The following is a 23580-nucleotide window of genomic DNA, read 5'->3' as shown; positions in this document are numbered from 1 at the left end:
GTTGAAGCGCAGGCGAAGAAGAGATCCTTTCACCCCCAACCTGATCTGGAGATTCCATATGCTGACCGCTGAACAAGTCCTGGCTGCCCAAAAGGCCAACATCGAAACCCTGTTTGGCCTGACCTCCAAGGCCTTCGAAGGCGTCGAGAAGCTCATCGAGCTGAACGTCACCGCCTCCAAGCTGGCCCTGCAGGAAGCCGCCGAAACCACCCAGTCCGCCCTGGCCGTCAAGGACGCCCAGGAACTGCTGGCCCTGCAAGCCGCGATGTTCCAGCCCCTGGCCGAGAAGACCGCCGCCTACAGCCGCCACCTGTACGACATCAGCACCTCCACCGGTGCCGAGTTCTCCAAGCAGTTCGAAGGCCAAGTCTCCGACGTGCAGAAGAAGTTCCTGGCTGTCGTGGACAACGCCGCCAAGAACGCCCCGGCCGGTTCCGAGACCGCCGTCGCCGTGTTCAAGAGCGCCGTTGCCGCCGGCAACAACGCCCTGGAGTCCGTGCAGAAGGCCGTCAAGCAAGCCACCGATGTGGCCGAAGCCAACTTCAACGCAGTGGCCAACACCGCGGTGAACGCTTCCAAGACGACCGGCAAGGCCAAGCGCACCGCCTAAGCAGCGAGCCTCCTGCCCGCGCGGCGGGAGACTGAACAAGTTGTCTCCTCGGGTCCTTGCGAACCTTCGGGTTCCGGGATCCAGTTCAGCCGCCAGTGGCAACACTGGCGGCTTTTTTCATGGCTCAATGCGACCTGGCCTCGATCAGCTGCTGCAGCCGCGGCAGGGCTGCGAGCATCGCCGCCCGCCCCGCCTCGATGGCCCGGCGCTTCGCGGTGAAGTCGCCGCTGCCCACGCCGCGCAGCGCAGGGCGCACCACGACGTCCGCCTCCTTGAGCTCCCAGCTGTTGATGCTCTTGCCCATGATGGCGAAGGTCTGCAGCAGGATCTGCAACGCGTCGCCCGACGGGTTGCCCTCGGGCGCGGTGGAGATGTCCACCGCCACGATCAGCTCCGCCCCCATCTCGCGTGCGTACCGCACCGGCACCGGCGAGACGAGCCCGCCATCCACGTATTCGTGGCCCGCGATGCGCACCGGCAGGAACACGGCCGGCACGGCGCTCGAGGCGCGCACGGCCGTGCCCGTGTCGCCACGGCGAAACAGCACGCCCTGCCCCGACTGCAGGTCGGTGGCGACGATGCCCAGCGGCACCGCCATGTTCTCGATCAGCCGGTTGCCGACCTGGGTGTTCACGTAGCGCGCCAGCGCCTCCCCGCGCAGCACGCCGCGATTGAAGATCGGCAGGGTCCAGTCGGCAAACCCCGCCTCGTCCATGTCGATCGCCACGGACTGCAACTGGATCCCGTTGCGGCCGCTGGCATAGAGCGCGGCGACCAGGCTGCCGGCGGAGGTGCCGACCACCAGCGCCGGCTTGATGCCGGCCTCCTCCAGCACCTGGATCACGCCGACGTGGGCAAAGCCGCGTGCGGCGCCGCCGCCCAGGGCCAGGCCGACACGGGGCAGCACCTTGGGCACCGCGATCAGCGCGGGTGACGGTTCGGGTTCGGGTTTCGGCGCACTGGCGCAGGCCGCGAGGAGCAACGGCAGCGCCCAGAGCCCCGCCCGTCCAGCCCGTCGCCGGAACTTAGTGAGAATGATTCGTGTTTGGATTATCATTGAGTCCATCTTGCAACCAGTTTCCCCGAAAGGACCCCCGATGATCGCCAAGGCCGCTGGCATCGCGACGCTGCTGTTCGCCGTCGCCACCTCCGTCGCCGCGCAGGAGCAGGTGCTGAACCTCTACTCCGCCCGCCACTATTCCACGGATGAGGCGCTGTACAGCAACTTCACCAAGGCCACCGGCATCCGCATCCAGCGCGTGGACGCGGACGACGCCGGCATCCTGGCCCGCCTGAAGGCCGAAGGCTCCGCGTCGCCCGCCGACGTGATCCTGCTGGTCGATGCGGCCCGACTGTACAAGGGGGACGTCGATGGCCTGTTCCGTCCGGTCAAGTCCAGGGTGCTGGACGACGCAATCCCCGCGCAGTACCGCTCCGCGCCCAGCGCGGAAGGCACCACGTGGTTCGGTTTCTCGACCCGGGCCCGCGTCGTCGTGTACGACAAGGTGAAGGTCAAGCGCGAGGACGTGGACACCTACGAAGAACTGGCGGACCCCAAGAACAAGGGCAAGGTCTGCCTGCGTTCGGGTTCGCACCCGTACAACCTGTCGTTGTTCGGCGCCGTCATGGAGCACACGGGCGAGCAGCAGGCCGAGGCGTGGCTGAAGGGCATCGTCGCCAACATGGCGCGCGACCCGAAGGGCGGCGACACGGACCAGATCAAGGCCGTCGGTTCCGGCGAGTGCCAGATCGCCGTGTCCAACACCTACTACATCGCCCGCCTGCTGCGCAGCACCGCGCCGGAAGACAAGGCGCTGATGGAGCGTGTGGGCGTCGTGTTCCCCAACCAGCAGACCTGGGGCACGCACCTCAACATCGCCGGCGGCGCGGTGGCGAAGAACAGCAAGAACCCGGCCAACGCGGTCAAGTTCCTGGAGTACCTGGCCAGCCCCGAGGCGCAGAACTACTTCGCCAACGGCAACAACGAGTGGCCCACGGCCAGGGGCGTGAAGGTCAACAACCCGGCGCTGCAGGCCATGAGCGGCGGCGGCGACTTCAAGGCAGAGACGATCCCGCTGGCGGCGGTCGGTGCCAACACCGTGAAGGTGCAGCAGATGCTGGATCGGGTCGGGTTCAAGTAAGGCGCGGAGCCGACGCCTGCGGCGCGGCCGCGCGCTGCTCGCGGTCGAGGCCGACCTGACGGCGGCTCACCGCTCACACGAAAAAGCCCGGCGATGCCGGGCTTTTTCGCTTCTCCGTAGGTCGGGTTTGCGGCAGCGACCCCGCCATCCCCGTGCGAGATAATTGACGTTCACGTCAAAAGCACCAGGAGCAGAGATGGACATCAAGGGCAAAGTCTTCATCGTCACCGGCGGCGCCTCGGGCCTCGGCGAAGGCACGGCGCGCATGCTGGCGGCCAACGGCGGCAAGGTGGTCGTGGCCGACATGCAGGTGGAAAAAGGCGAGCAGGTCGCCAAGGACATCGGCGGCAGCTTCGTGAAGTGCGACGTGAGCCAGGAGGCCGACGGCCAGGCCGTCGTCGCCAAGGCGGTTTCGCTCGGCAAGCTGATGGGCCTGGTCAATTGCGCCGGCATCGCACCGGCGGAAAAGACGGTCGGCAAGAACGGCGCGCACAACCTGGCGCTGTACACCAAGACCATCATGGTCAACCTCGTCGGCTCGTTCAACATGATCCGCCTGGCCGCGGAAGCCATGGGCAAGAACGAACCGGAGTCCACCGGCGAGCGCGGCTGCATGATCTCCACCGCTTCTGTCGCCGCCTACGACGGCCAGATCGGCCAGGCCGCGTACAGCGCCTCCAAGGGAGGCGTGGTCGGCATGACGCTGCCGATCGCACGCGACCTCGCGCGCAACGGCATCCGCAACATGACCATCGCCCCCGGCATCTTCGGCACGCCCATGCTGTTCGGCATGCCCAAGGAAGTGCAGGACGCGCTGGCCGCCAGCGTGCCCTTCCCTTCGCGCCTGGGCACGCCCGACGACTACGCCAAGCTGGCCAAGCACATCTTCGAGAACGACATGCTCAATGGCGAGGTGATCCGCCTCGACGGCGCGATCCGGCTGGCGCCGCGCTGATTCGCACGCAGGCGGGCGGCGACGGCCTATAGTTCCGGGCTCCATCCCAGGGTCCAGGAGAACAACGATGCGTCGCCCCGTCCTCACCTGGCTGGCTGCCGCCAGCCTGCTGGCCGCATGCGCCAGCACACCTTCCAGCTTCACCTATTCGGTACCGCAGCAGCCCGAGGCCGCCTCCGGCTTCACGGCCAAGCCGGGCTGGGCGACATCGAAGTTCGCGGTGGCCGCTGCCAACCCGCTCGCGACCGATGCCGGCTACCAAGTGCTGCGCGCCGGCGGCTCCGCGGTGGACGCGGCGATCGCCGTGCAGATGGTGCTGACGCTGGTGGAGCCGCAGTCCAGCGGCATCGGCGGCGGCGCCTTCCTGCTGCACTCGAACGGCCGCAACGTCGAAGCCTTCGATGGCCGCGAGACCGCGCCGGCTGCGGCGGACGAGCGCCTCTTCCTCGCCGCTGACGGCAAGCCCCTTGCTTTCTATGAAGGCGTCGTCGGCGGCCGCTCGGTCGGCGTGCCCGGCACGGTGCGCGTGCTCGAGATGGCGCATCGCGAGCACGGCCGGCTGCCGTGGGCGGCGCTCTTCCAGCCCGCGATCACGCTGGCCGAGAACGGCTTCCGCGTGAGCCCGCGCCTGAACACGCTGGCCAGGGCCGACGCGCACCTGAAGAAGGACCCGACGGCGGCGGCCTACTTCTTCCAGCCGAACGGCGAGCCGCTGGCGGTCGGCACGACGCTGCGCAATCCGGAGCTGGCCGCCGTGCTGCGCCGCATCTCGCGCGAAGGCTCGGCGGCGTTCTACCAGGGTGACGTCGCGCAGGCGATCGTCGACAAGGTGCAGAAGCATCCGACCAATCCCGGCCGGCTCACCATGGCCGACCTCGCCGGCTACCAGCCGAAGAAGCGCACGCCCATCTGCCACGACTATCGCGCGCAGTCACGCGACTACCGCATCTGCGGCTTCCCGCCACCGAGCTCCGGCGCCATCGCGGTAGGCCAGATCCTCGGCATCCTGAACAACACGAACGCCGCCGCCCTGCCGCTGGAAAACGGGCTGCCGTCCGCCGAGTGGCTGCACCTGTACACCGAAGCGGCGCGCATGGCCTTCGCGGACCGCGGCCAGTACCTCGGCGACCCGGACTTCGTGCAGGCGCCCGCCGGCAACTGGATGTCGTTGCTGGATCCCGCGTACCTCGCCTCGCGCGCCCGCCTGATCGGTGCCCAGAGCATGAAGACGGCGCAGCCGGGCACGCCGGGACAGGTGGCAAGCCGCTACGCGCCCAGCCCCGAGCAGGTGGAGTACGGCACTTCGCACATCAGCATCGTCGACGGGTACGGCAACGCGATCGCGATGACCACCACCATCGAGGACCAGTTCGGCGCGCGCCAGATGGTGCGCGGCTTCCTCCTGAACAACGAACTCACCGACTTCAGCTTCGCCCCGGCCGATGCGCAGGGCCGCCCGATCGCCAACCGCGTGCAGCCCGGCAAGCGGCCGCGCTCGTCCATGGCGCCCACGCTGGTGTTCGACAAGGGCACGGGCGAGCTGGTCATGAGTGGCGGCAGCCCTGGTGGCGCGCTGATCATCCACTACACGGCCAAGACGCTGTACGGCGTGCTGAACTGGGGCCTGGATGCGCAGCGGGCCATCGACCTGCCGAACTTCGGCTCGAACAACGGCCCGACCACCCTGGAGCAGAACCGCTTCCCCCCGGCCGTCGTGCAGTCGCTGCAGGCGCGCGGGCACGAGGTGCGCGAGACCGACATGACCAGCGGCCTGCAGGCCATCCAGCGCACCCGCGGCGGCCTCTTCGGCGGCGCCGACCCGCGCCGCGAAGGCGTGGTGATGGGCGACTAGGTCTTCAGGACTTTCGTCCCGGGTGGCTCGGCCTCGGGCCCCTTGCGGTCGATCCGCTCGTACTCGCTGATCACCTGCGCACCCAGCAGCAGCAGGGTGGCGGCGATCTCCAGCGTGAACAGCACGATGATCGCGGTGGTGAGCGAGCCGTAGACCACGCTCACCTGCGACAGCGTGCCGAAGTACCACACCAGCACGCGGCGCGTCAGCTCCCACAGCAAGGCGGCCGTGATGCCGCCGATCAGGGCGTGGCGCCATGACAGGCGCCCGACGGGCATCACCATGTAGATCGACGTGAGCAGGAAAACCTCGCCGACCAGCCCCATCAGGTACAGGAGCACCCCGGACACGCCCGACAGCGACCATTCCCAGCCGAGGAAGTGGATGCTGTTCTCCCCCATCGCCTGCAGGCCGCCGGCGACGAAGGTCATCATGAGCAGCCCCACGCCCACCGACAGGATGTAGATGTAGGGCAGCAGCGCGGAGACCATGAAGTGGCGGCGCTTGATGGCGAACCGGTGCAGGAAGATCACGGCCATGGCCTTCTCCAGCACGGTGAAGGCCAGCGAGCTGAAGAACAGCATCGTGATGAGCAGCACCCACCCGATCACGTCGCGGTGCTGCACGAAGTTGGCGAGCTCCTGCACGATCGCCTTGGACTGGCCGGGGATGATCCATTCCAGGTAGGTCCCCAGGGTCGACAGCAGTTCGGCCTGGTCGACCCAGTGCGACAGCGCGATCACCACCAGGATGAGCAGCGGCACCACCGACAGCAGCGCGTAGTACGCAACCGCGCCCGCCAGCAGCAACCCCTGGTTGGTCTGGAAGCCCTTCAGGACGCGCTTGGCGAAGGTGCCGGGATGGGCGAGGACGTAGGCCCCTGCGGGGCTCAGCACATGCATGAAGGGCAGTATGCCGTCCCGGAGTCGCCCCGGGGACGCACGGTTACAGGCTTACCCTGATGGGCCGGCGGCGTGGCCCAGCTAGATTGGGCCACCCCCAGGAGACCACCATGCAGCGTCCCGATCGTTCCCGCCGCCAGGTCGTCCAGGCCGCGGTGGCTGCCGCCGCCGGCCTCGCCCTGCCCTCGCTCGCGCGGGCGCAGGCCTTTCCGGCGCGGCCCATCCGCCTGATTTGCCCATGGCCGGCGGGCGGCGCGACGGACGCGGTGATGCGTGCCATCGCCGAGAGTGCCGGCAGGGCGCTGGGCGGCCAGATGATCGTGGAGAACAAGGCGGGCGCCAGCGGCATGCTGGGTCCGAACGAACTGGTCTCGGCCAAGCCCGATGGCTACACCCTGTCGCAGCTCACCATCGGGGTGGCGCGGCTGCCGCACATGCAGAAGATGCTGTTCGACCCGCTCAAGGACTTCACCTACATCCTGAACATGACGGGCTACACCTTCGGCATCGTCGTCAAGGCCGACTCGCCGATCAAGTCGGTCAAGGACCTGGTGGACTACGCCAAGGCCAACCCCGGCAAGTTCACCTACGGCTCGCCCGGCCAGGGCACCACGCCGCACCTGGCCGTGGAGGAGTTTGCCGACAAGGCGGGCATCAAGCTGCAGCACGTGCCCTTCAAGGGGTTCGCCGACGGCATGCAGGCGCTGCTGGGCGGCCACATCATGGCGCACAGTGATTCCACCGGCTGGTCCTCGCACGTCGATGGCGGCACCGCGCTCCTGCTGGCGACGTATGGCTCCAAGCGCACCAGGAAGTGGGCGAGCGTGCCGACGCTCAACGAGCTGGGCTTCGACACGATCTCCGAGTCGCCTTTCGGCATCGGCGCGTCCAAGGGCATGGATCCCGCGGTGACGCGGCGCCTGCACGACGCTTTCCGCAAGACGCTGGAGGACCCGGCGGTGCTGGCGATGTTCGAAAAGTACGACCAGTCGGTGATCTACATGAACACCGCCGACTACGAGAAGTTCATCCGCGAGCAGTACGTCAAGGAGAAGGCGATGGTGGAGAAGCTGGGGTTGGGGCTGAAGACCTGAAAGCGGGGGCAGGACTTCCGGACGCAGAAGGCGCGGAAGTTACGCAGAAGACGCAAAAGGAACCCAAACCCCGTTCCTGGTTTTTTCTGCGCCTTCTGCGTAACTTCCGCGCCTTCTGCGTCCGGCTGTTGGGTTTGGCCTCTCAAACGTCGATGGCGGTAGAAGACCCCGCCTTCTTGCGCAGTTCGAACTTCTGGATCTTCCCCGTCGACGTCTTCGGCAGCTCGCCGAACACCACCGCCCGCGGCACCTTGAAGCCGGCCAGGTGCTTCTTGCAGTGCGCCACCACCTCCTCCGGCGTGAGCTTGGAGCCGGCCTTGAGCTCCACGAAGGCGCACGGCGTCTCGCCCCACTTCGCGTCGGGCTTGGCCACCACCGCCGCCGCCAGCACGTCGGGGTGGCGGTACAGCACGTCCTCCACCTCGATCGACGAGATGTTCTCGCCGCCCGAAATGATGATGTCCTTGCTGCGGTCCTTGATCTTGATGTAGCCGTCGGGGTACTGCACCGCCAGGTCGCCCGTGTGGTACCAGCCACCGGCAAAAGCTTCCTGCGTCGCCTTCGCGTTCTTCAGGTAGCCCTTCATCGTGATGTTGCCGCGGAACATGATCTCGCCCATCGTCTCGCCGTCGCGCGGCACCGGCTGCATGGTCTCCGGGTCAAGCACCTCGGCGCTGCGCTGCAGGTGGTAGCGCACACCCTGGCGCGCATTCAGCCGGGCGCGGTCGCCGATGTCCAGCCCGTCCCACTCCGCGTGCTTCGCGCAGGCCGTGGCGGGGCCGTACACCTCGGTCAGGCCATAGACGTGCGTCAGGTCGAAGCCCATCTTCTCCATGCCTTCGATCAGCGACGCCGGTGGCGCCGCGCCTGCCACCATCGCCTTCACGCCGGCGGGCAAGCCCTGCTTCAGTTCGTCCGGCGCGTTCACCAGCATGGCGTGCACGATCGGCGCGCCGCAGTAATGGGTGACGCCGTGCTCGCGGATCGCGTCCGCCATGGCGCGGGCTTCCACCTTGCGCAGGCAGACGTTCACGCCGGCGCGCGCCGCCACGGTCCACGGAAAGCACCAGCCGTTGCAATGGAACATGGGCAGCGTCCACAGATACACCGGATGCTTGGGCATGTCCCACTCGAGGATGTTCGAGATGGCGTTGATGGCGGCGCCGCGGTGGTGGTAGACCACCCCCTTCGGGTTGCCGGTGGTGCCGCTGGTGTAGTTCAGGGCGATCGCGTCCCATTCGTCCGCGGGCAGGTCCCAGGCGAACCCGGGGTCGCCGCCGGCCAGGAACGCCTCGTAGGTCGTGCTGCCGATGCGCTGCGTGGCGCCGGTGAAGAGCGCGTCCTCGACGTCGATCACCAGCAGCGGTCGCGACCCCTTGCGCATCGCGATCGCCTTTTGCATCACGCCCGCGAACTCCGGATCGACGATGACGGCCCGGGCCTCACCGTGGTCCAGCATGAAGGCGATGGCTTCCGGGTCCAGCCGGGTGTTCATCGCGTTCAACACCGCGCCGGCCATGGGCACGCCGAAGTGCGCTTCCACCATCGGCGGCGTGTTGGGCAGGATCGCCGCCACGGTGTCGCCCTTGCCGAGGCCGGCCCGCTGCAGCGCGCTGGCGAGGCGCCGGCAACGCTCGTAGGTCTGCGCCCAGGTGCGCCGCAGCGACCCGTGGACCACGGCGGTCTTGTCCGGGTACACCTGCGCCGCCCGCTCCAGGAAGGACAGGGGCGAGATCGGTGTGAAATTGGCCGCGTTGCGCGGCAGGTCCTGGTCGAAGATGCTGGCCACGGCTTGTCTCCTGGCTGTTGTTGCCCGAGAGTAGCCCCTTTCCGACCAGTGCAGAATCCGGTAGGAATACGTAGACCCACCGTGGCCATCCCCCAGAACTTCATCCAGGAACTGCTCGCGCGGGCCGACGTCGTCGAGATCGTCGGCCGCTACGTGCAGTTGAAGAAGACCGGGGCCAACTTCTCCGGGCTGTGCCCGTTCCATTCCGAGAAGTCGCCGTCCTTCACGGTCAGCCCCTCCAAGCAGTTCTTCCACTGCTTCGGCTGCGGCAAGAACGGCAACGCCATCGGCTTCCTGATCGACTATGCCGGCATGAACTTCGTCGAGGCCGTCAAGGACCTGGCCGGCAAGTACGGCATGCAGGTGCCCGAGGAGGACCTCTCCCCGGCCGACCGCGCGCGGCAGGCCGAACAGCGGCACAAGCAGGCCACGCTGACCGACGTGCTGGAAAAGGCCGGCGCCGCCTACCGCAAGAACCTGAAGAACTCGCCCCGCGCGGTCGACTACTTCAAGCAGCGTGGCGTGTCCGGCGAAGTCGCGAAGGAGTTCGGCCTGGGCTATGCGCCGGAAGGCTGGCGCTCCCTGGCGAGTGTCTTTCCCGACTACGACGATCCGCTCCTGGCGGAAAGCGGCCTGGTGATCGTCAACGAGGACGACGACAAGCGCTACGACCGCTTCCGTGACCGCGTGATGTTCCCGATCCGCAACGTCAAGGGCGAATGCATCGGTTTCGGCGGCCGGGTGCTGGGCGACGAGAAACCCAAGTACCTGAACTCGCCGGAAACGCCGATCTTCAGCAAGGGCCGCGAGCTCTATGGGCTGTGGGAGGCGCGCACCGCGCTGCGCGAGCAGGGCTTCGTGCTGGTCACCGAGGGCTACATGGACGTGGTCGCCCTGGCGCAAATGGGTTTCCCCAATGCCGTGGCGACGCTCGGCACCGCCTGCACCCCGGACCACGTGCAAAAGCTGTTCCGCTTCACCGACAGCGTGGTCTTCAGCTTCGACGGCGACGCCGCCGGCCGGCGCGCAGCGCGCAAGGCCCTGGACGGCGCCCTGCCCTATGCCACCGACGTGCGGACGGTGAAGTTCCTGTTCCTGCCGCCGGAGCACGACCCGGACAGCTACATCCGCGAGCACGGGAAGGACGCCTTTGCCCGCTGCATCGGCGACGCCGTGCCGCTGTCGCGCTTTCTCATCGAGGCGTCGCGCGAGGGCTGCGACCTGAACACCGCGGAAGGCCGCGCGCACCTGGCGGCCAACGCCAGGCCGCTCTGGACGCAGCTGCCCGAGGGCGCCTTGAAGCGCCAGCTGCTGGCGGAGATCGCCGACCTGGTGCAACTGGAGTCGCGCGAGCTCGGCGAGCTGTGGGAGGGCAAGCGCCCCGGCTCGCAACGCCGCGACGACGGCGAACGGCGGGCGTGGAGGCGCCCGGAAAGCAACCCGGCGCCGGTGCGAAGGTCCGTGCGCACCCCGCCGATGAACCGCGGCACCCGCGCCCTGCAGATCCTCTTTTCGTTGCCGCAGGCCTGGGAACGGCTCAGCCACGACGAACACCACCTGCTGGTCGAGATGCCGGCGCCGTATGGCCCCCTGTTCGCCTGGCTGGACAGCCAGCACCACGACCATGGACCCCAGCCCTGGGAAGCCTTGCGCGAGGCGCTCAAGGGCCATGCGCACGAGGAGTTTGCCGTGGGGGAGATGGCGAAGGTGCCGCCGGAAATCGAGGCCGACGCCGCCGAGCTGAGCGACATCCTGGCCAAGGAAAAGCAGCGCCGCCGGGACGAGGAGATGAAGCGCCTGGCCGCCGCCGCGCCCTCGGATCCGGAGGCCTTCGAGCGCTACCGGGCGCTGCTGGAAGCGCAAAAACCCGGGACCAAGGCTTGAAATCCGGCCATGTCGATATAATGTAGGGTTTGCTGGCGGCAAGAGCGACAGCAGCACCTCCGGACCGGCCCATCCGCGCAACGCGCGGCGCCCAGCACAGGGCACAGGCCAAACTTTCCGCAAGGGCTGCACCCCAAATGTTCGCCCATCCATCTTGCCCCTGAAGGCCACTGTCGGCCTCTCCTTCACCCGCGCCCGGGTTCGAGGCGCTATTGTGTTTTCGCTGTTCTTGCCCGAGGTCCTATGCCCGCACAGAAAAAGCTGCCTGCCGCCGCGAAACCGACGGCGCGCAAGCCAGTCAAACCGCCAGCGCCCGCCGCGAAAAACGCCAAAGCCCAGTTGAAGGTCGTGAAGAACGCCGACAGGCCTGCTTCCAAATCCGCCGCAGCCACGAAAGTAAACAAGCCCGTGCCCACGAAGTCGCCCGCCAAGCCCGAAAAGGCCTCCGCCAAGGAAGAACCCAGGAAAACCGCGAAAGCCGCCGCGGTCGTCGCCGAAGCAACGAAGAAAAAGCTGGGCCGACCGCCCAAGGCAGCAGCCGAGGTGGAGGCACCGGCGAAAGCCGGCGCCAAGCGCGGCCGCAAACCCAAGGAGACCGCGGGCGGCAAGCCGCCCCTGGCCGAGGGTGAAGTCGACCTGGGCGACATCGAAGCCGAATTCGCCGACTCCGAACCGGTGGTGGTGGAGGCGGTCGCCGAAAAGGCCAAGCCCCTGCGCATGAAGATCAGCAAGGCGAAGGAACGCGCCTTGATGAAGGAATTCGGCCTGGACGAAACCGTCCTGTCCGAAGAGGAAATGGCCAAGCGCCGCCAGCGCCTGAAGACGCTGATCACGCTGGGCAAGACCCGCGGCTACCTGACGCACTCCGAGATCACCGACCACCTGCCGGAAAAGCTGGTCGATGCCGAGACGCTGGAAGTCGTGGTCGCGATGCTGAACGACCTGGGCGTGGCGGTGTACGAGCAGACGCCCGACGCCGAGATGCTGCTGCTGAACAACACCACGCCGACGACGGCGACGGTGGAGGAAGCGGAAGAGGAAGCCGAAGCCGCACTGTCCACCGTCGACAGCGAGTTCGGCCGCACCACCGACCCCGTGCGCATGTACATGCGCGAGATGGGCACCGTGGAACTGCTGACGCGCGAGGGCGAAATCGAAATCGCCAAGCGCATCGAAGGCGGCCTGATGGCGATGATGGAGGCGATCTCCGCCTCGCCCGCCACCATCGCCGAAATCCTGCGGCTGGCCAACGAGATCCGCGAAGGCCGGATCGTCATCTCCACGGTGGTGGACGGCTTCTCCAACCCGAACGAAGCCGACGACTACGTCGCCGAAGAAGACTTCGACGAGTTCGACGCGGACGACGACGACGACGGCTCGGGCGGCAGCAAGGCGCTGACCCGCAAGCTGGAAGAACTGAAGGCGCAGGCGCTCGAGCGCTTCGAGCGCATCCACTCCCTGTTCGAGAAGGTCCACAAGGTCTACGACAAGGAAGGCTGGGGCACGCCGGCGTACCACAAGGCGCAGAAGCTGCTGTCCGAAGAGCTGATGAGCATCCGCTTCACGGCCAAGACGATCGAGAAGCTGTGCGACATGGTGCGCGGCCAGGTCGACGACGTGCGCAAGAAGGAGCGCGAGCTGCGCCGCATCATCGTGGACAAGTGCGGCATGCCGCAGGAAACCTTCATCAAGGACTTCCCGCCCAACCTGTTGAACCAGAAGTGGGTGGAAAAGCAGGCCGCCGCCGGCAAGCCGTGGAGCGTGATCATCGCCCGCAACGTGCCCGCGATCCAGGAGCTGCAGCAGAAGCTGGCCGACCTGCAGTCGCGCGTGGTGGTGCCGCTGCACGAGCTCAAGGAAATCAACAAGCGCATGAACGAGGGCGAGGCCTCGTCGCGCCATGCCAAGCGGGAAATGATCGAGGCCAACCTGCGGCTCGTGATCTCCATCGCCAAGAAGTACACCAACCGCGGCCTGCAGTTCCTGGACCTGATCCAGGAGGGCAACATCGGCCTGATGAAGGCGGTGGACAAGTTCGAATACCGGCGCGGCTACAAGTTCTCGACCTATGCCACGTGGTGGATCCGGCAGGCGATCACCCGCTCCATCGCGGACCAGGCCCGCACGATCCGCATCCCGGTGCACATGATCGAGACCATCAACAAGATGAACCGCATCTCGCGGCAGCACTTGCAGGAGTTCGGCTTCGAGCCGGACGCCAGCATCCTGGCCGCCAAGATGGAGATCCCGGAAGACAAGATCCGCAAGATCATGAAGATCGCGAAAGAGCCGATCTCCATGGAAACGCCGATCGGCGACGACGACGATTCCCACCTGGGCGATTTCATCGAGGACACCGGCAACACCGCGCCGATCGAAGCCGCCATGCAGGCAGGCCTGCGCGACGTGGTCAAGGACATCCTCGACTCGCTCACGCCGCGCGAGGCGAAGGTGCTGCGCATGCGTTTCGGCATCGAGATGAGCACGGACCACACGCTGGAGGAAGTCGGCAAGCAGTTCGACGTCACCCGCGAGCGGATTCGCCAGATCGAAGCCAAGGCGCTGCGGAAGTTGAAGCATCCCAGCCGATCGGACAAGCTGCGGTCGTTCATCGACACGATCTAAAGACAAAGGGCCCCTCGGGGCCCTTCTTCTTGCTGCCGGGGTCCGCTGTCGCAGAACCCGGCCTACATGTCGTCCGCGTATCGGCGGGGGCCGGGTTCCGCGAACATTCCCCGTAGGCCGGGTTCCGCGAAGCGGACCCCGGCTCACCCTGTCAGCGCTTCGGCAACAGCGGCTGCGTCACGCCTTCCACGCCCACCAACGAAAGAATCGTCAGGAGCTGGCTCTGCGGGCCGAGCCACGCATTCACCGGCGAATACCACTCGCCCGGGCCATGCGAACCGCCGCCGACGCCACCGCTGCCCAGCGTCACCGCGGGGATGCCCAGGCTGATCGGCAGGTTGGAGTCGGTGCTCGACGCCATGATGGATTTCACCTCGGCGCCGACCGCGGCGACACCCTTGCGCGCGGCATGCAGCATCGGCGAATCGGGTGACGACCCGCCGGCCGGGCGATCGCCCACCAGCTTGAATTCCACCTTGATGGTGTCCGGCTTGCCCCAGCGCTTGTTCTCCTCGTCGGCGGCTTCGCGCGCCAGCGCCATGATCTGGTCTTCCACCTTCTTCAGTTCGACGGCGCTGTTGGAGCGCATGTCCAGCCCCAGTTCCGCTTCGGCGGCGATCGCGTTCACCGAGGTACCGCCCTTGAGCGTGCCAACGGTGAACGTGGTCTTGGGGTTGTCGACCGTGCGCACTTCGCTGATCTTGGCAATGGCCCGTCCCAGCGCATGCGTGGCGGACGGCAGGCCGAAGGCCGAGAAGCTGTGGCCACCGGGGCCGGTGTAGATGATGCGAAAGCGCCGGCTGCCGGTGGCCTGGTCGACGATGCGGCTGACGTCCACGCCGTCGAAGGAGATGAAGCCGTCGATGCCCTTGTTGTCGCGGAAGAAGGCCTTCACGCCACGCAGGTCGCCCAGTTCCTCTTCGCCCACGGTGCCGACGAAGACGATGTCGCCCACGGTCTTGAGCTTGCCATGGTCGAGCGCGCGCACCACGCTGAGCAGCGACGCCAGCCCGCGGCCGTCGTCATAGATGCCGGGCGCGGCGTAGCGGTTGTCCTTCACCTTCACCTTGACGTCGGTGCCCTCGGGGAACACGGTGTCCAAGTGCGCCGACACCACCAGCACGGGGCCGCGGCCCGTGCCCTTGCGCACGGCGATCACGTTGCCTTCGGCGTCGATGCGGGCGTCGGCCAGGCCGAGCGCTTTCATGCGCTTCTGGTATTCCGCGGCGCGCACCGATTCCTTGAAGGGGGGCGCCGGAATCTCGGTCAGCTCGATCTGTTCCTTCAGCGTGCGCTCGTCATCGGCCTTGATGAAGTCCAGTGCCTGCTTCACGGCCGGCAGCGCGCCCAGCTTGCCGAATGCAGCTTCCGTGGCGGCGTTGATCGGCGGCGGCGCGGACTGCGCCCAGGCGGAGGGGAATTGGGCAAGGAGCGCGACCGCGCACGCGGCAACGAGCTGTCTTCTCTTCATGGGTTCTCTCGGGGGTGGGGGATGGAATCGGATCAGAGGGTGCCGGGCTCGGCGTCGACGAGCCGGAAGAACATGCCGGAGGGGTCGTTGTCGAGCAGTTCGAACCGGCCTTGCACCACGACCGGGTCGAGCGAGTGCTTCACGTCCTTGCGGGCCTTGACCTCGACCATGGCTTCGGGGCCGGCAGTCAGGCAGAACGGGCAGCTGGGCGACCAGGCGGACAGCAGGAACCGCTTGTGCGTCTGCCCGGCTTCCAGCGGCAGGACGTAGCCTTGCAGCTTGACGGTCTTGCCGTTCAGGGGCTTCAGCGCCGCGGGGAAATCGGGGCCGAGCTTGCCGTCGATCTTGCGGATCGCGGTCTTGGACAGCAACGACCAGGGCACGGCGCCCCTCGCGTCGGGCAGCATCTGCGTCTGCGGGTCGTGCGGTGGCTGGGGCTGTGGCTGCGCCAGCGCAGAGCCGAGCGCAGCTGCCAGCGCGCACGCAGCTACCAGGCGGCCGGCGGAGACAATACGAATCATTGCCGCCAGTTTAACGGACTTAGTTAGCATGCCAACCTCTACGCCGTCCGCCGATTTCATCGTGATCGGTGCCGGCATCGCCGGCGCGTCGGTGGCCTTCTTCCTGGCGCCACACGCGCGCGTGACGGTGCTCGAACGCGAGTCGCAGCCGGGCTACCACTCCACCGGCCGCTCGGCCGCGCTGTTCCTGGAAAGCTACGGCACAGCGCAAGTGCGGGCGCTGACGCGCGCCAGCCGCGCCTTCTTCGACGCGCCCCCCGACGGCTTCACCGGGCACCCGCTGCTGGGCCCGCGCGGCTGCCTGCTGGTGGCCACGCACGGGCAGGAGGAGGAACTGCAGGCGCACCGCGAGGTGCTGCGCACCATGGCGCCCAACGCCCGCGACCTCACCGCCGAAGAAGCCGTCGCGCTGGTGCCCGTGCTGCGCAGGGAACGCGTGATCGGCGCTGCCCTGGAGCCCGACGCTTTCGACATGGACGTGCACGCCATCCACCAGGGCTACCTGCGCGGCGCGCGGCGCTCCGGCGGCAGCATCGTGTGCGATGCGGAGGTGCTGCAGATGCGGCGTGTCGACGCGGTGTGGGAAGTCACCACCCCTGCCGGTGTGTTCCGCGCGCCAGTGCTGATCGATGCCGCCGGCGCCTGGGCCGACGTGGTCGCGGGCCTGGCCGGCGTGCGTCCGATCGGCCTGCAACCGAAGCGGCGCTCGGCCTTCACGTTCGCGCCGCCCCCCGGCACGGAGTCGCGCCACTGGCCCTGCCTGGTGAGCGCCGACGAGACCTGGTACTTCAAGCACGACGCCGGCATGCTGCTCGGGTCGCCGGCCAACGCGGATCCGGTGCCGCCGCACGACGTGCAGCCGGAGGAACTGGACATCGCCCTGGCCATCGACCGCATCCAGCAGATGACCACGCTGGAAATCAGGCGGCCGTCGCGCACCTGGGCGGGGCTGCGCTCCTTCGTGGCCGATGGGGACCTGGTCGGGGGCTTCGACGCGCAGGCGCCCGGCTTCTTCTGGCTGGCCGCGCAAGGCGGCTACGGCATCCAGACCTCGGCGGCCATGGGCGAAGCCTGTGCCGCACTCGCGCGCGGCCTGCCGTTGCCGCAGCACATCGCGGCGTGCGGCGTGACGGCGCAGATGCTCAGTCCAGCGCGCCTGCGCTAGAACATCGTCTGCTGGTATTGGTCCGACTTGCCGTCGGTGCGCCGGCGCAGAAGTTGCACTTCAGGCTCCCCGGCGGCCTCGGTGCGGTAGGCCATGCCGCATTCCGGGCATCCGTATTCCTCGCGCTGCGCGTCGTGCGGGCCGCGCACCGCCAGCACCCGGAAGTGCGCGCCGCAATAGGCGCACGACTTCTCGAAGATGCTCAATCCCCCGATGACCTCGGGTTCCACGCCGTGTTTCATGTCGGTCCTCCTCTGTTGGAGACGACCCGCCCAGTATGCGCCGCACGAGGCGCGCCAGCAAGGCATCCGGCGTCACGTCGGCCCGGTGTGGACAGCCCGCTTAAGATCACGCCCGCATGACCCCATCCACACCGCAGGCGTTGCGCGCCGCCAACCGCCGCGGAGTGCTGGCCATGGCCGCCGGCATGGCCAGCTTCGTGGCCAACGACGCGATCGTGAAACACGTCAGCGAGCAGCTGCCGTCAGGGCAACTGATCTTCCTGCGCGGCGTCTTCGCCACCGTGCTGCTGCTCGGCGTGCTCGGGGCGATGGGACTGCTGCGCGACATTCCGCGCCTGTGGGAGCGGCGCGTGGTGCTGCGCGCCTTCCTGGACGCTTGCGCCACCCTCACTTATCTCACTTCCCTGTTCCACCTGCCGATCGGCAACGCGACGGCGATCAACATGGCGACGCCGCTGTTCATCACCTTGTTCGCCGTCATCGCGTTCAAGGAAAAGGTGGGCGGGGCCCGCTGGCTGGCCATCATCACCGGCTTTGCCGGCGTGCTGCTGGTGGTGCAGCCCAGCGGCGCGGCCTTCAACGCCTATGCCCTGCTCTGCCTCGGCGGGACCCTGCTGCACGCCAGCCGGGACCTGCTGACGCGCACGATCGACCGCAGCATCCCGTCCCTGCTCATCACCTTCAGCACGGCCGTGGCGGTCACGCTGCTGTCGGGGCTGTGGAGCCTGCAGCAGGACTGGCGCCCGGCGAGCTGGCAAAGCCTGGCCCTGTTGGCCACGGCCAGCGTGTTCCTGAGCATCGGCTACTTCCTGCTGACCATCGCCATGCGCGCCGGCGAGATGAGCGTGGTGGCGCCGTTCCGCTATGCGGGGCTGCTGTTCGCGTTGCTGCTGGGCTTCATCGTGTGGGGAGACGTCCCGAACGCGGTGGCCTGGGCGGGGATCGCGCTGCTGGTCGGTGCGGGGTTGTACGTGCTGCAAAGCGAGCGCAGCCGGGGGCGGGCGGAGCTGGAGCCGATCCCCGATTGATGCATGGCGGGGTCGCTGCGCGAACCCGCCCTGCGAATGCCGCGTCCCTGTAGGGCGGGTTCGCGAAAGCGACCCCGCCGTCCCTCAAAATTCCTCGGTATCCACCTCGCTGCGTGCCTGCGCGCTGTACCGGTGGCCATGCACGGTCCGCTGATTGATGTGCGCATCCAACCGTGCGAGCAGGTCACGAGACAGCCTCACGTCGGCGGCCCCCAGGTCCTCCCGCAGGTGTTCCACTTTCGTGGTTCCGGGTATGGGGATGATGTCCTCGCCCTGGTGCAGCAGCCAGGCCAGCGCCAGTTGCGCCGGCGTGCAACCGGCCTCCTCAGCCAACGCCTTGTAACCCGGCAGCAGTTTCAGGTTGGCCGCGTAATGCGCCGGCTCGAAGCGCGGCATCGACTTGCGGATGTCCTTGGCGTCGAAAGCAGCCACGTCGTGCACCGCGTCGCACAGGAAGCCACGGGCCAGCGGGCTGAAGGGCACGAACGCGATGCCCAGCTCGCGGCAGGCGCCCAGCACCGCGATCTCCGGATTGCGTGTCCACAGCGAATACTCCGTCTGCACCGCCGTCAGGGGATGCACCGCGTGCGCCTTGCGAATGGTGGCCGCCGACACCTCGGACAAGCCGAGCGTCCGCACCTTGCCTTGCTCGACCAGCCGGCTCATCGCGCCCATGCTCTCCTCCACCGGCACCTTCTTGTCCCAGCGGTGCAGGTAGTACAGGTCGATGACGTCGGTCTGCAGGCGGCGCAGGCTGTCCTCGCAGTCGCGGCGAATGGATTCCGGCCGGCCGTCGATCACCCTGCGCGTAACGCCATCGTTGTCCTTCACGCCCGCCATGCCGCCCTTGCTGCACAGGGTGATGCGGCCGCGGTCCGCCTTCAGCACGCGGCCCACCAGCGTCTCGTTGGCGCCGAAGCCGTACAGCGCGGCGGTGTCGAAGAGCGTGACGCCGGCGTCCAGCGCGGCACGCAAGACGTTCCCGCCCTGCTCGGCCGACGGCGGCGCGCCATAGGCATGGCTGAGGTTCATGCAGCCCAGGCCAAGGGCGGGGACGGTGAAGGGGCCGAGCGAGCGCGTTTGCATCCGCGCAAGCTTAGCGCAGGCGCGTGCCCTGGAGTACAACGCAGGCATCGCCACAACCCGAGCACAGAAAGGAACCACATGGAAACCCAGGAGCTACATCGCGGCAGGCTGATCGACCACGTGCAACTGGTCGTGCGCGACCTTCCCGCATCGCAGCGCTTCTACGCGGCGGTGTTCGAGGTCCTCAAGGTTCCGATGGGAGGCACGGGCGACGGCTACTTCTGGGCAGACGAACTGTTCGTCTCCACCGCGGACAGCCAGGCCGCGCAAGGCGTGCTGACAGGACGCCAGCACCTGGCCTTCCAGGCGCAGGACCGGGCCATGGTCGATGCCTTCCACAAAGCCGCGCTGGCCCATGGCGGCAAGGACAACGGCGCACCGGGAGAGCGGCCCTACCACCCGGGCTACTACGCAGCCTTCGTCCTGGACCCGGACGGCAACAACATCGAGGCTGTCTTTCACGGCGAGGCGCGGCGCAGCGCCGCCTCGGTGCGCATCAACTTCTAACGCAGCACGTAACTCGCCAGCACCGCCTGCACTTCGTAGATGCTCAACTTCTTGTTGAATTGCTTCTGGATCGGGGCCGCCGTGCCGGAAATCCAGATCTTGAGTTCCGCATCCAGGTCGAAGGTGCCGGCGGTCTCGATGCTGAAGTGCGTGATGCTCTTGTAGGGAATGGAGTGGTACTCCACCTTGCTGCCCGTCAGGCCCTGCTTGTCCACCAGCACGAAGCGCTTGTCCGTGAAGACGAAATAGTCCCGGATCAGCTGGTACGCGTGCTCGACGCGCTCGCCCGGAGCCAGGATCTGCGCAAATTCCTGCTGGATCTTGCCCGGGTCGATCTTCGATGCGTTGCCGAGCATTCCGTCGAACAGTCCCATGTCGTCTCCCGTGTTGACGCCTTTATACAGGCGCGTCCGGTGTCCCCAGCGCCTTGCGCGCAAACGCCGACACCACCACCGCGAACACGATCACCACCAGCAGTCCCACGGCGAGCGACCTCGCCTGCGCGATGAACCCGATCAAGGGCGGCCCCGCCATCAATCCGAAGTAGCCCACCGAAGAAACTGCCGCAATGCCGTGCGCCGGCGCGATGCCGGGCAGCCGTCCCGCCGCGCTGAACAGCACGGGCACGATGTTCGAGAAGCCCAGGCCGACCAGCGCGAACCCGACCAGCGCCGCGGCCGGATGCGGCACCGCAAGCGCCAGCGCCATGCCGACTGCGCCCAACGCGCCGCTCCAGCGCAAGAGCGTCACCGATCGCACGCGGGCCCTGACCCAATCTCCGCCGAAGCGACCGGCGGCCATCGCGCCACTGAAGCTGGCGTAACCCAGGCTGGCGATGCCGGCGGAAGAGCCCAGCTCCTGCCGCAGGTAAAGCACGCTCCAGTCGTACATGGCGCCCTCCGCCACCAGTCCCAGCGCCGCGAGCAAACCGAGCAGCGCCAGCGGGCCGCGCGGCAGGCTCAGCGGCGCCGAGCCTTCGCCGGCAGCGCGAACATCGCGCAGCATGAAAGGAGTCGCCGCCCACGCCAGCGCCCCGAGCGCAGCGGAGGCGGCAACGAGATGCACGATCGGTGAGACACCGGCGGGAGCGAGCATGCTCCACGCTCCCGCGCCCGCCATGCCGCCCAGGCTGAACATGCCGTGGAAGCCGCTCATGAGCGGGCGGCCGGCATGCCGCTCGATGGCCGTTGCCTCGTCATTGATCGCCACGTCGAAGATCGCCGCCGCCATGCCGTAGACGGCCATCAGCGCCAGCAGCCAGCCGTACTGCGACGGCAAGAGCAGGCTGCCGACCGCGGCCACGCAGACAAGGCCCGTGACAGGCACCACGCTGCGCGGGGCGTGCCGTGCCAGCACGCGACCGGCATAGAGCAACGCCACCACGGCGCCGGCTCCACCGGCCAGCATGGCGACGGCCAGGCTCTGCTCACTCAGGCCGTAGTGTGACTTGACGCTCGGGACGTGCACGCCCCAGGTGGCGAACAAAGCGCCCGTGACGAAGAACTGGGCGCGCAGCGCCCGGATGGAAGCCCGCAGGTCAGTGGATGTTGGTACTGGCGAGGGGCCTCCGATGTGCGTGAAGTTATCGCGAGTTTCGCCGGCCCACGGGCTTCGACGCGCGAGATGCGTGAATTTCGCACGCACGCAAGCTCATGCTTTCGGACGGTTACTTTCCAGTAGAGGTAAGGAAGTCTAAAGCGGTAATTCAGCCATTTACAGCCTGCCAACCTCAGCTGCAAACTCGTCGTGTCAGCCAACACCCGGGGTGAAACTTGCACTGCGACCTACACGACGACGGCGTATCTTCCTACAAGGATCCCGTACTGCACAGCTTCAGAAATCTTGCGACCGCGTTCGCGCTTGGCGTGGCGCTCCTGGCCAGCGGATGCGGTGGCGGGGGTGGAGAGGGTGACGGCGAAGCGAATGCCGTTGCGCGCGCAGCCGACGAAGAGGACGAAGCCTCGCCCCGGGACCCGCAAATGGCTGCCATCGCCTCGGCCAGCCTGCTCGCCACGGCGGATCGCGCGCCCCTCGGCGTCAACCTGGAAGGCCTGTCGGATTGGTCCCGGCTGCAACCCTACGTCGACCTGATGAAAAGTGCGCGCCCCTGGGGCACCGTGAATGCGCCCTGGGACGAAGCAGCGGCGGTGGACGCGCTGGGCTGGCCGACCGGCGACGCGGCCGTCATGGTCAACATCCGCACCGCGGAGCCTGGCGACGAGGGCAAGCCCTACGCGAGCATCAAGCCCGGTGTCTACAAGCTGCGATTCGTGGGACGGGCGACGGTGGATGCAAGCGTGTCCACCAACGTCGTGATCCGCAACGTCCAGTACGACCCGGTGACCAACCGATCCACGGGCGAAGTCGTGGTCGGCAGCGGCGCGAACCAGCTCGTGCTGGCATTCCGCGGCACCACGGGCGGCGTGCGCAACGTGTCGCTGCGGATGCCGGGCTACCGGGCGGCGCAGACGTACACGAATGAGTTCACGCGGGCACTGGCGCCGTTTCGCGTCGTGCGATTCATGGACTTCCTGCGGACGAACAACAACCCGGTGCGCACCTGGCGCGAGCGCACGGTCAAGGCGGCCGGATCGCAGGCCTCCGCCAAAGGCGCCGCGTATGAGCACGCGATCGACATGGGCAACGAGCTGGGCAAGGACATCTGGATCAACATTCCCGTGCACGCGACCGATGCCTACGTGCACTCGCTCGCCCAGCTCCTCAAGCGGCAGCTGTTGCCAGGGCGCGTGGTGTACGTGGAGTACAGCAATGAGTTGTGGAACTACATGTTCACGCAAACCGTCGACAACACGAACCTGGCGGTGGCCGAAGCGATTGCCGGGGACACGACGCTCACCAAGGGCCAGACTTGCACCCAGGCGCTCTTCACCGCGAACTCCGGCAATTGCAATCCCTACTGGGCCGGCTACTTCCGGGTCGGCAAGCGCACGGTGCGCATCGCCCAGATCTTCTCGGAGGTCTATGGCCCCGGCGCGCTGAACAACCAGGTGCGCGTGGTGTACGCGACGCAGTTCGCCAATCCCGGCATCGCCGAGCAGGTGCTGAAGAACATTGCCACTTACCGGGGGAACCCTTCGGACCTGATCTACGGGGTGGCCACTGCACCCTACTTCTATCTGGACGAGAACCTGGCGGCTTCGCCGACAGCGACGCCCGCGCAGATCCTCGACAGTCTCGGAACGTCCCTGGCCGTGGACAACGAAGCCTTCTTCGCCGCGGTCGTGCACGAGAACGGGGCCTATGTCCGCAAGCGTTACACGGGCGGGGATTTCACCGGCGCGTCGCACAAGGCGCTGGCCGACTACTACGGGATCAAGAGCCTCGCGTACGAGGGAGGCCCCGACCTGCGCCAGAACCCGGCCAACCAGGCCGCGAAGGTGGCCGCCAACCGGCATGTGCAGATGGGAGAGCTGGTGCGCCGGGAAGCGACGCGATGGTTCGGTTGCGGCAATGGCTTGTTCATGCACTACAGCCTGTCCTCGTCCTGGGACCGGTACGGCTACTGGGGTCTCACCAACGACCCGACCGACCTGGAGGGGGCGAAATACAAGGCCGCGCGCGCGGTCGCCGAAAGCGCCTCGTCGGCGTGGACCAGCTGCCCGTGAGGACAGCGCCTCACGGATTCATGATGTTGAACTCGATGAGACGGCCGAACCCTGGCTCCGCCAATGCGCGCTGCTTCTACCC

20 protein-coding genes are annotated in these 23580 nt (G+C 67.4%); 11 read left to right on the top strand and 9 right to left on the bottom strand.

Annotated features, from left to right (window positions below; genetic code table 11):
• The first annotated feature begins 58 nt into the window (after positions 1–58).
• Positions 59–610, top strand: coding sequence for a phasin family protein (locus tag WG902_RS17740; RefSeq protein ID WP_340061473.1), 552 nt, complete (start codon positions 59–61; stop codon positions 608–610).
• A gap of 124 nt (positions 611–734) precedes the next feature.
• Here WG902_RS17740 and WG902_RS17735 read toward each other — a convergent pair whose 3' ends face one another.
• The gene (locus WG902_RS17735; protein WP_445263705.1) at positions 735–1667 is read right to left on the bottom strand and encodes a patatin-like phospholipase family protein; all 933 of its coding nucleotides are present in this window, start codon (positions 1665–1667) and stop codon (positions 735–737) included.
• 40 nt (positions 1668–1707) lie between these two features.
• Between WG902_RS17735 and WG902_RS17730 the strand changes: the two genes are divergently transcribed.
• The 3 genes from WG902_RS17730 to ggt all read left to right on the top strand — a co-directional run bounded on the left by WG902_RS17730 (position 1708) and on the right by ggt (position 5558).
• On the top strand, positions 1708–2751 hold the full coding sequence (locus WG902_RS17730; RefSeq protein WP_340061471.1) for an extracellular solute-binding protein: 1044 nt from the start codon (positions 1708–1710) through the stop codon (positions 2749–2751).
• Between the two features lie 196 nt (positions 2752–2947).
• A complete protein-coding gene (locus WG902_RS17725) occupies positions 2948–3706 on the top strand; it encodes a 3-hydroxyacyl-CoA dehydrogenase (RefSeq protein ID WP_340061470.1) in 759 nt (252 codons plus the stop codon).
• A gap of 67 nt (positions 3707–3773) precedes the next feature.
• Entirely contained in the window at positions 3774–5558 is a 1785-nt protein-coding gene (gene ggt / locus WG902_RS17720) for a gamma-glutamyltransferase (protein ID WP_340061469.1), read from the top strand.
• On the opposite strand, the gene WG902_RS17715 is transcribed toward ggt, so the two are convergent.
• Positions 5555–6460 (bottom strand): YihY/virulence factor BrkB family protein, encoded by a 906-nt coding sequence (locus WG902_RS17715; RefSeq protein WP_340061468.1) that lies wholly within the window; start codon positions 6458–6460, stop codon positions 5555–5557. The genes ggt and WG902_RS17715 overlap by 4 nt on opposite strands.
• Before the next feature lie 110 nt (positions 6461–6570).
• Here WG902_RS17715 and WG902_RS17710 point away from each other — a divergent pair, with 110 nt between their 5' ends.
• Positions 6571–7554 (top strand): tripartite tricarboxylate transporter substrate binding protein, encoded by a 984-nt coding sequence (locus WG902_RS17710; protein WP_340061467.1) that lies wholly within the window; start codon positions 6571–6573, stop codon positions 7552–7554.
• A 142-nt stretch (positions 7555–7696) separates the two neighbouring features.
• Here the strand turns inward: WG902_RS17710 and WG902_RS17705 are convergent, their stop codons facing one another.
• Positions 7697–9343 (bottom strand): acyl-CoA synthetase, encoded by a 1647-nt coding sequence (locus WG902_RS17705; protein WP_340061466.1) that lies wholly within the window; start codon positions 9341–9343, stop codon positions 7697–7699.
• An 81-nt stretch (positions 9344–9424) separates the two neighbouring features.
• Between WG902_RS17705 and dnaG the strand changes: the two genes are divergently transcribed.
• On the top strand, positions 9425–11227 hold the full coding sequence (gene dnaG, locus WG902_RS17700; protein ID WP_340061465.1) for a DNA primase: 1803 nt from the start codon (positions 9425–9427) through the stop codon (positions 11225–11227).
• A gap of 243 nt (positions 11228–11470) precedes the next feature.
• Positions 11471–13852: an RNA polymerase sigma factor RpoD gene (gene rpoD / locus WG902_RS17695; protein WP_340061464.1), complete on the top strand. Its 2382-nt coding sequence runs from the start codon at positions 11471–11473 to the stop codon at positions 13850–13852.
• Between the two features lie 151 nt (positions 13853–14003).
• On the opposite strand, the gene WG902_RS17690 is transcribed toward rpoD, so the two are convergent.
• Both WG902_RS17690 and WG902_RS17685 read right to left on the bottom strand, forming a co-directional pair.
• Positions 14004–15323, bottom strand: coding sequence for a M20/M25/M40 family metallo-hydrolase (locus WG902_RS17690; protein WP_340061463.1), 1320 nt, complete (start codon positions 15321–15323; stop codon positions 14004–14006).
• Positions 15324–15355: 32 nt separating this feature from the next.
• Positions 15356–15844 (bottom strand): DUF3299 domain-containing protein, encoded by a 489-nt coding sequence (locus WG902_RS17685; RefSeq protein WP_340061462.1) that lies wholly within the window; start codon positions 15842–15844, stop codon positions 15356–15358.
• A gap of 28 nt (positions 15845–15872) precedes the next feature.
• On the opposite strand from WG902_RS17685, the gene WG902_RS17680 reads away from it, so the two are divergent.
• Positions 15873–17009, top strand: a complete 1137-nt coding sequence (locus WG902_RS17680) for an NAD(P)/FAD-dependent oxidoreductase (RefSeq protein ID WP_340061461.1) — start codon at positions 15873–15875, stop codon at positions 17007–17009.
• Here WG902_RS17680 and WG902_RS17675 read toward each other — a convergent pair.
• Positions 17006–17251 carry a hypothetical protein gene (locus tag WG902_RS17675; protein ID WP_340061460.1) on the bottom strand — a complete coding sequence of 82 codons (246 nt, stop codon included), beginning with the start codon at positions 17249–17251 and terminating at the stop codon, positions 17006–17008. The two genes, WG902_RS17680 and WG902_RS17675, sit on opposite strands and share 4 nt — an antisense overlap.
• 116 nt (positions 17252–17367) lie before the next feature.
• Here WG902_RS17675 and WG902_RS17670 point away from each other — a divergent pair, with 116 nt between their 5' ends.
• Complete coding sequence (locus WG902_RS17670; RefSeq protein ID WP_340061459.1) at positions 17368–18279, top strand: DMT family transporter; 912 nt, start codon at positions 17368–17370, stop codon at positions 18277–18279.
• 84 nt (positions 18280–18363) lie between these two features.
• On the opposite strand, the gene WG902_RS17665 is transcribed toward WG902_RS17670, so the two are convergent.
• Positions 18364–19365, bottom strand: a complete 1002-nt coding sequence (locus tag WG902_RS17665) for an aldo/keto reductase (RefSeq protein ID WP_340061458.1) — start codon at positions 19363–19365, stop codon at positions 18364–18366.
• Between the two features lie 78 nt (positions 19366–19443).
• Here WG902_RS17665 and WG902_RS17660 point away from each other — a divergent pair, with 78 nt between their 5' ends.
• A complete protein-coding gene (locus WG902_RS17660; RefSeq protein WP_340061457.1) occupies positions 19444–19872 on the top strand; it encodes a VOC family protein in 429 nt (142 codons plus the stop codon).
• On the opposite strand, the gene WG902_RS17655 is transcribed toward WG902_RS17660, so the two are convergent.
• On the bottom strand, positions 19869–20246 hold the full coding sequence (locus tag WG902_RS17655; RefSeq protein ID WP_340061456.1) for a PH domain-containing protein: 378 nt from the start codon (positions 20244–20246) through the stop codon (positions 19869–19871). The genes WG902_RS17660 and WG902_RS17655 overlap by 4 nt on opposite strands.
• 22 nt (positions 20247–20268) lie before the next feature.
• Positions 20269–21387, bottom strand: a complete 1119-nt coding sequence (locus WG902_RS17650) for an MFS transporter (RefSeq protein WP_340061619.1) — start codon at positions 21385–21387, stop codon at positions 20269–20271.
• 464 nt (positions 21388–21851) lie between these two features.
• Between WG902_RS17650 and WG902_RS17645 the strand changes: the two genes are divergently transcribed.
• Positions 21852–23498, top strand: coding sequence for a hypothetical protein (locus tag WG902_RS17645; protein ID WP_340061455.1), 1647 nt, complete (start codon positions 21852–21854; stop codon positions 23496–23498).
• Positions 23499–23580: the final 82 nt, after the last annotated feature.

Origin of the sequence: Ramlibacter sp. PS3R-8 (genome assembly GCF_037572435.1) — a bacterium.
In the GTDB taxonomy this organism is placed as follows: domain Bacteria; phylum Pseudomonadota; class Gammaproteobacteria; order Burkholderiales; family Burkholderiaceae_C; genus Ramlibacter.
The sequence above is the reverse complement of the archived record's forward strand: the minus strand, read 5'-3'. Positions and strand labels throughout refer to the sequence as shown.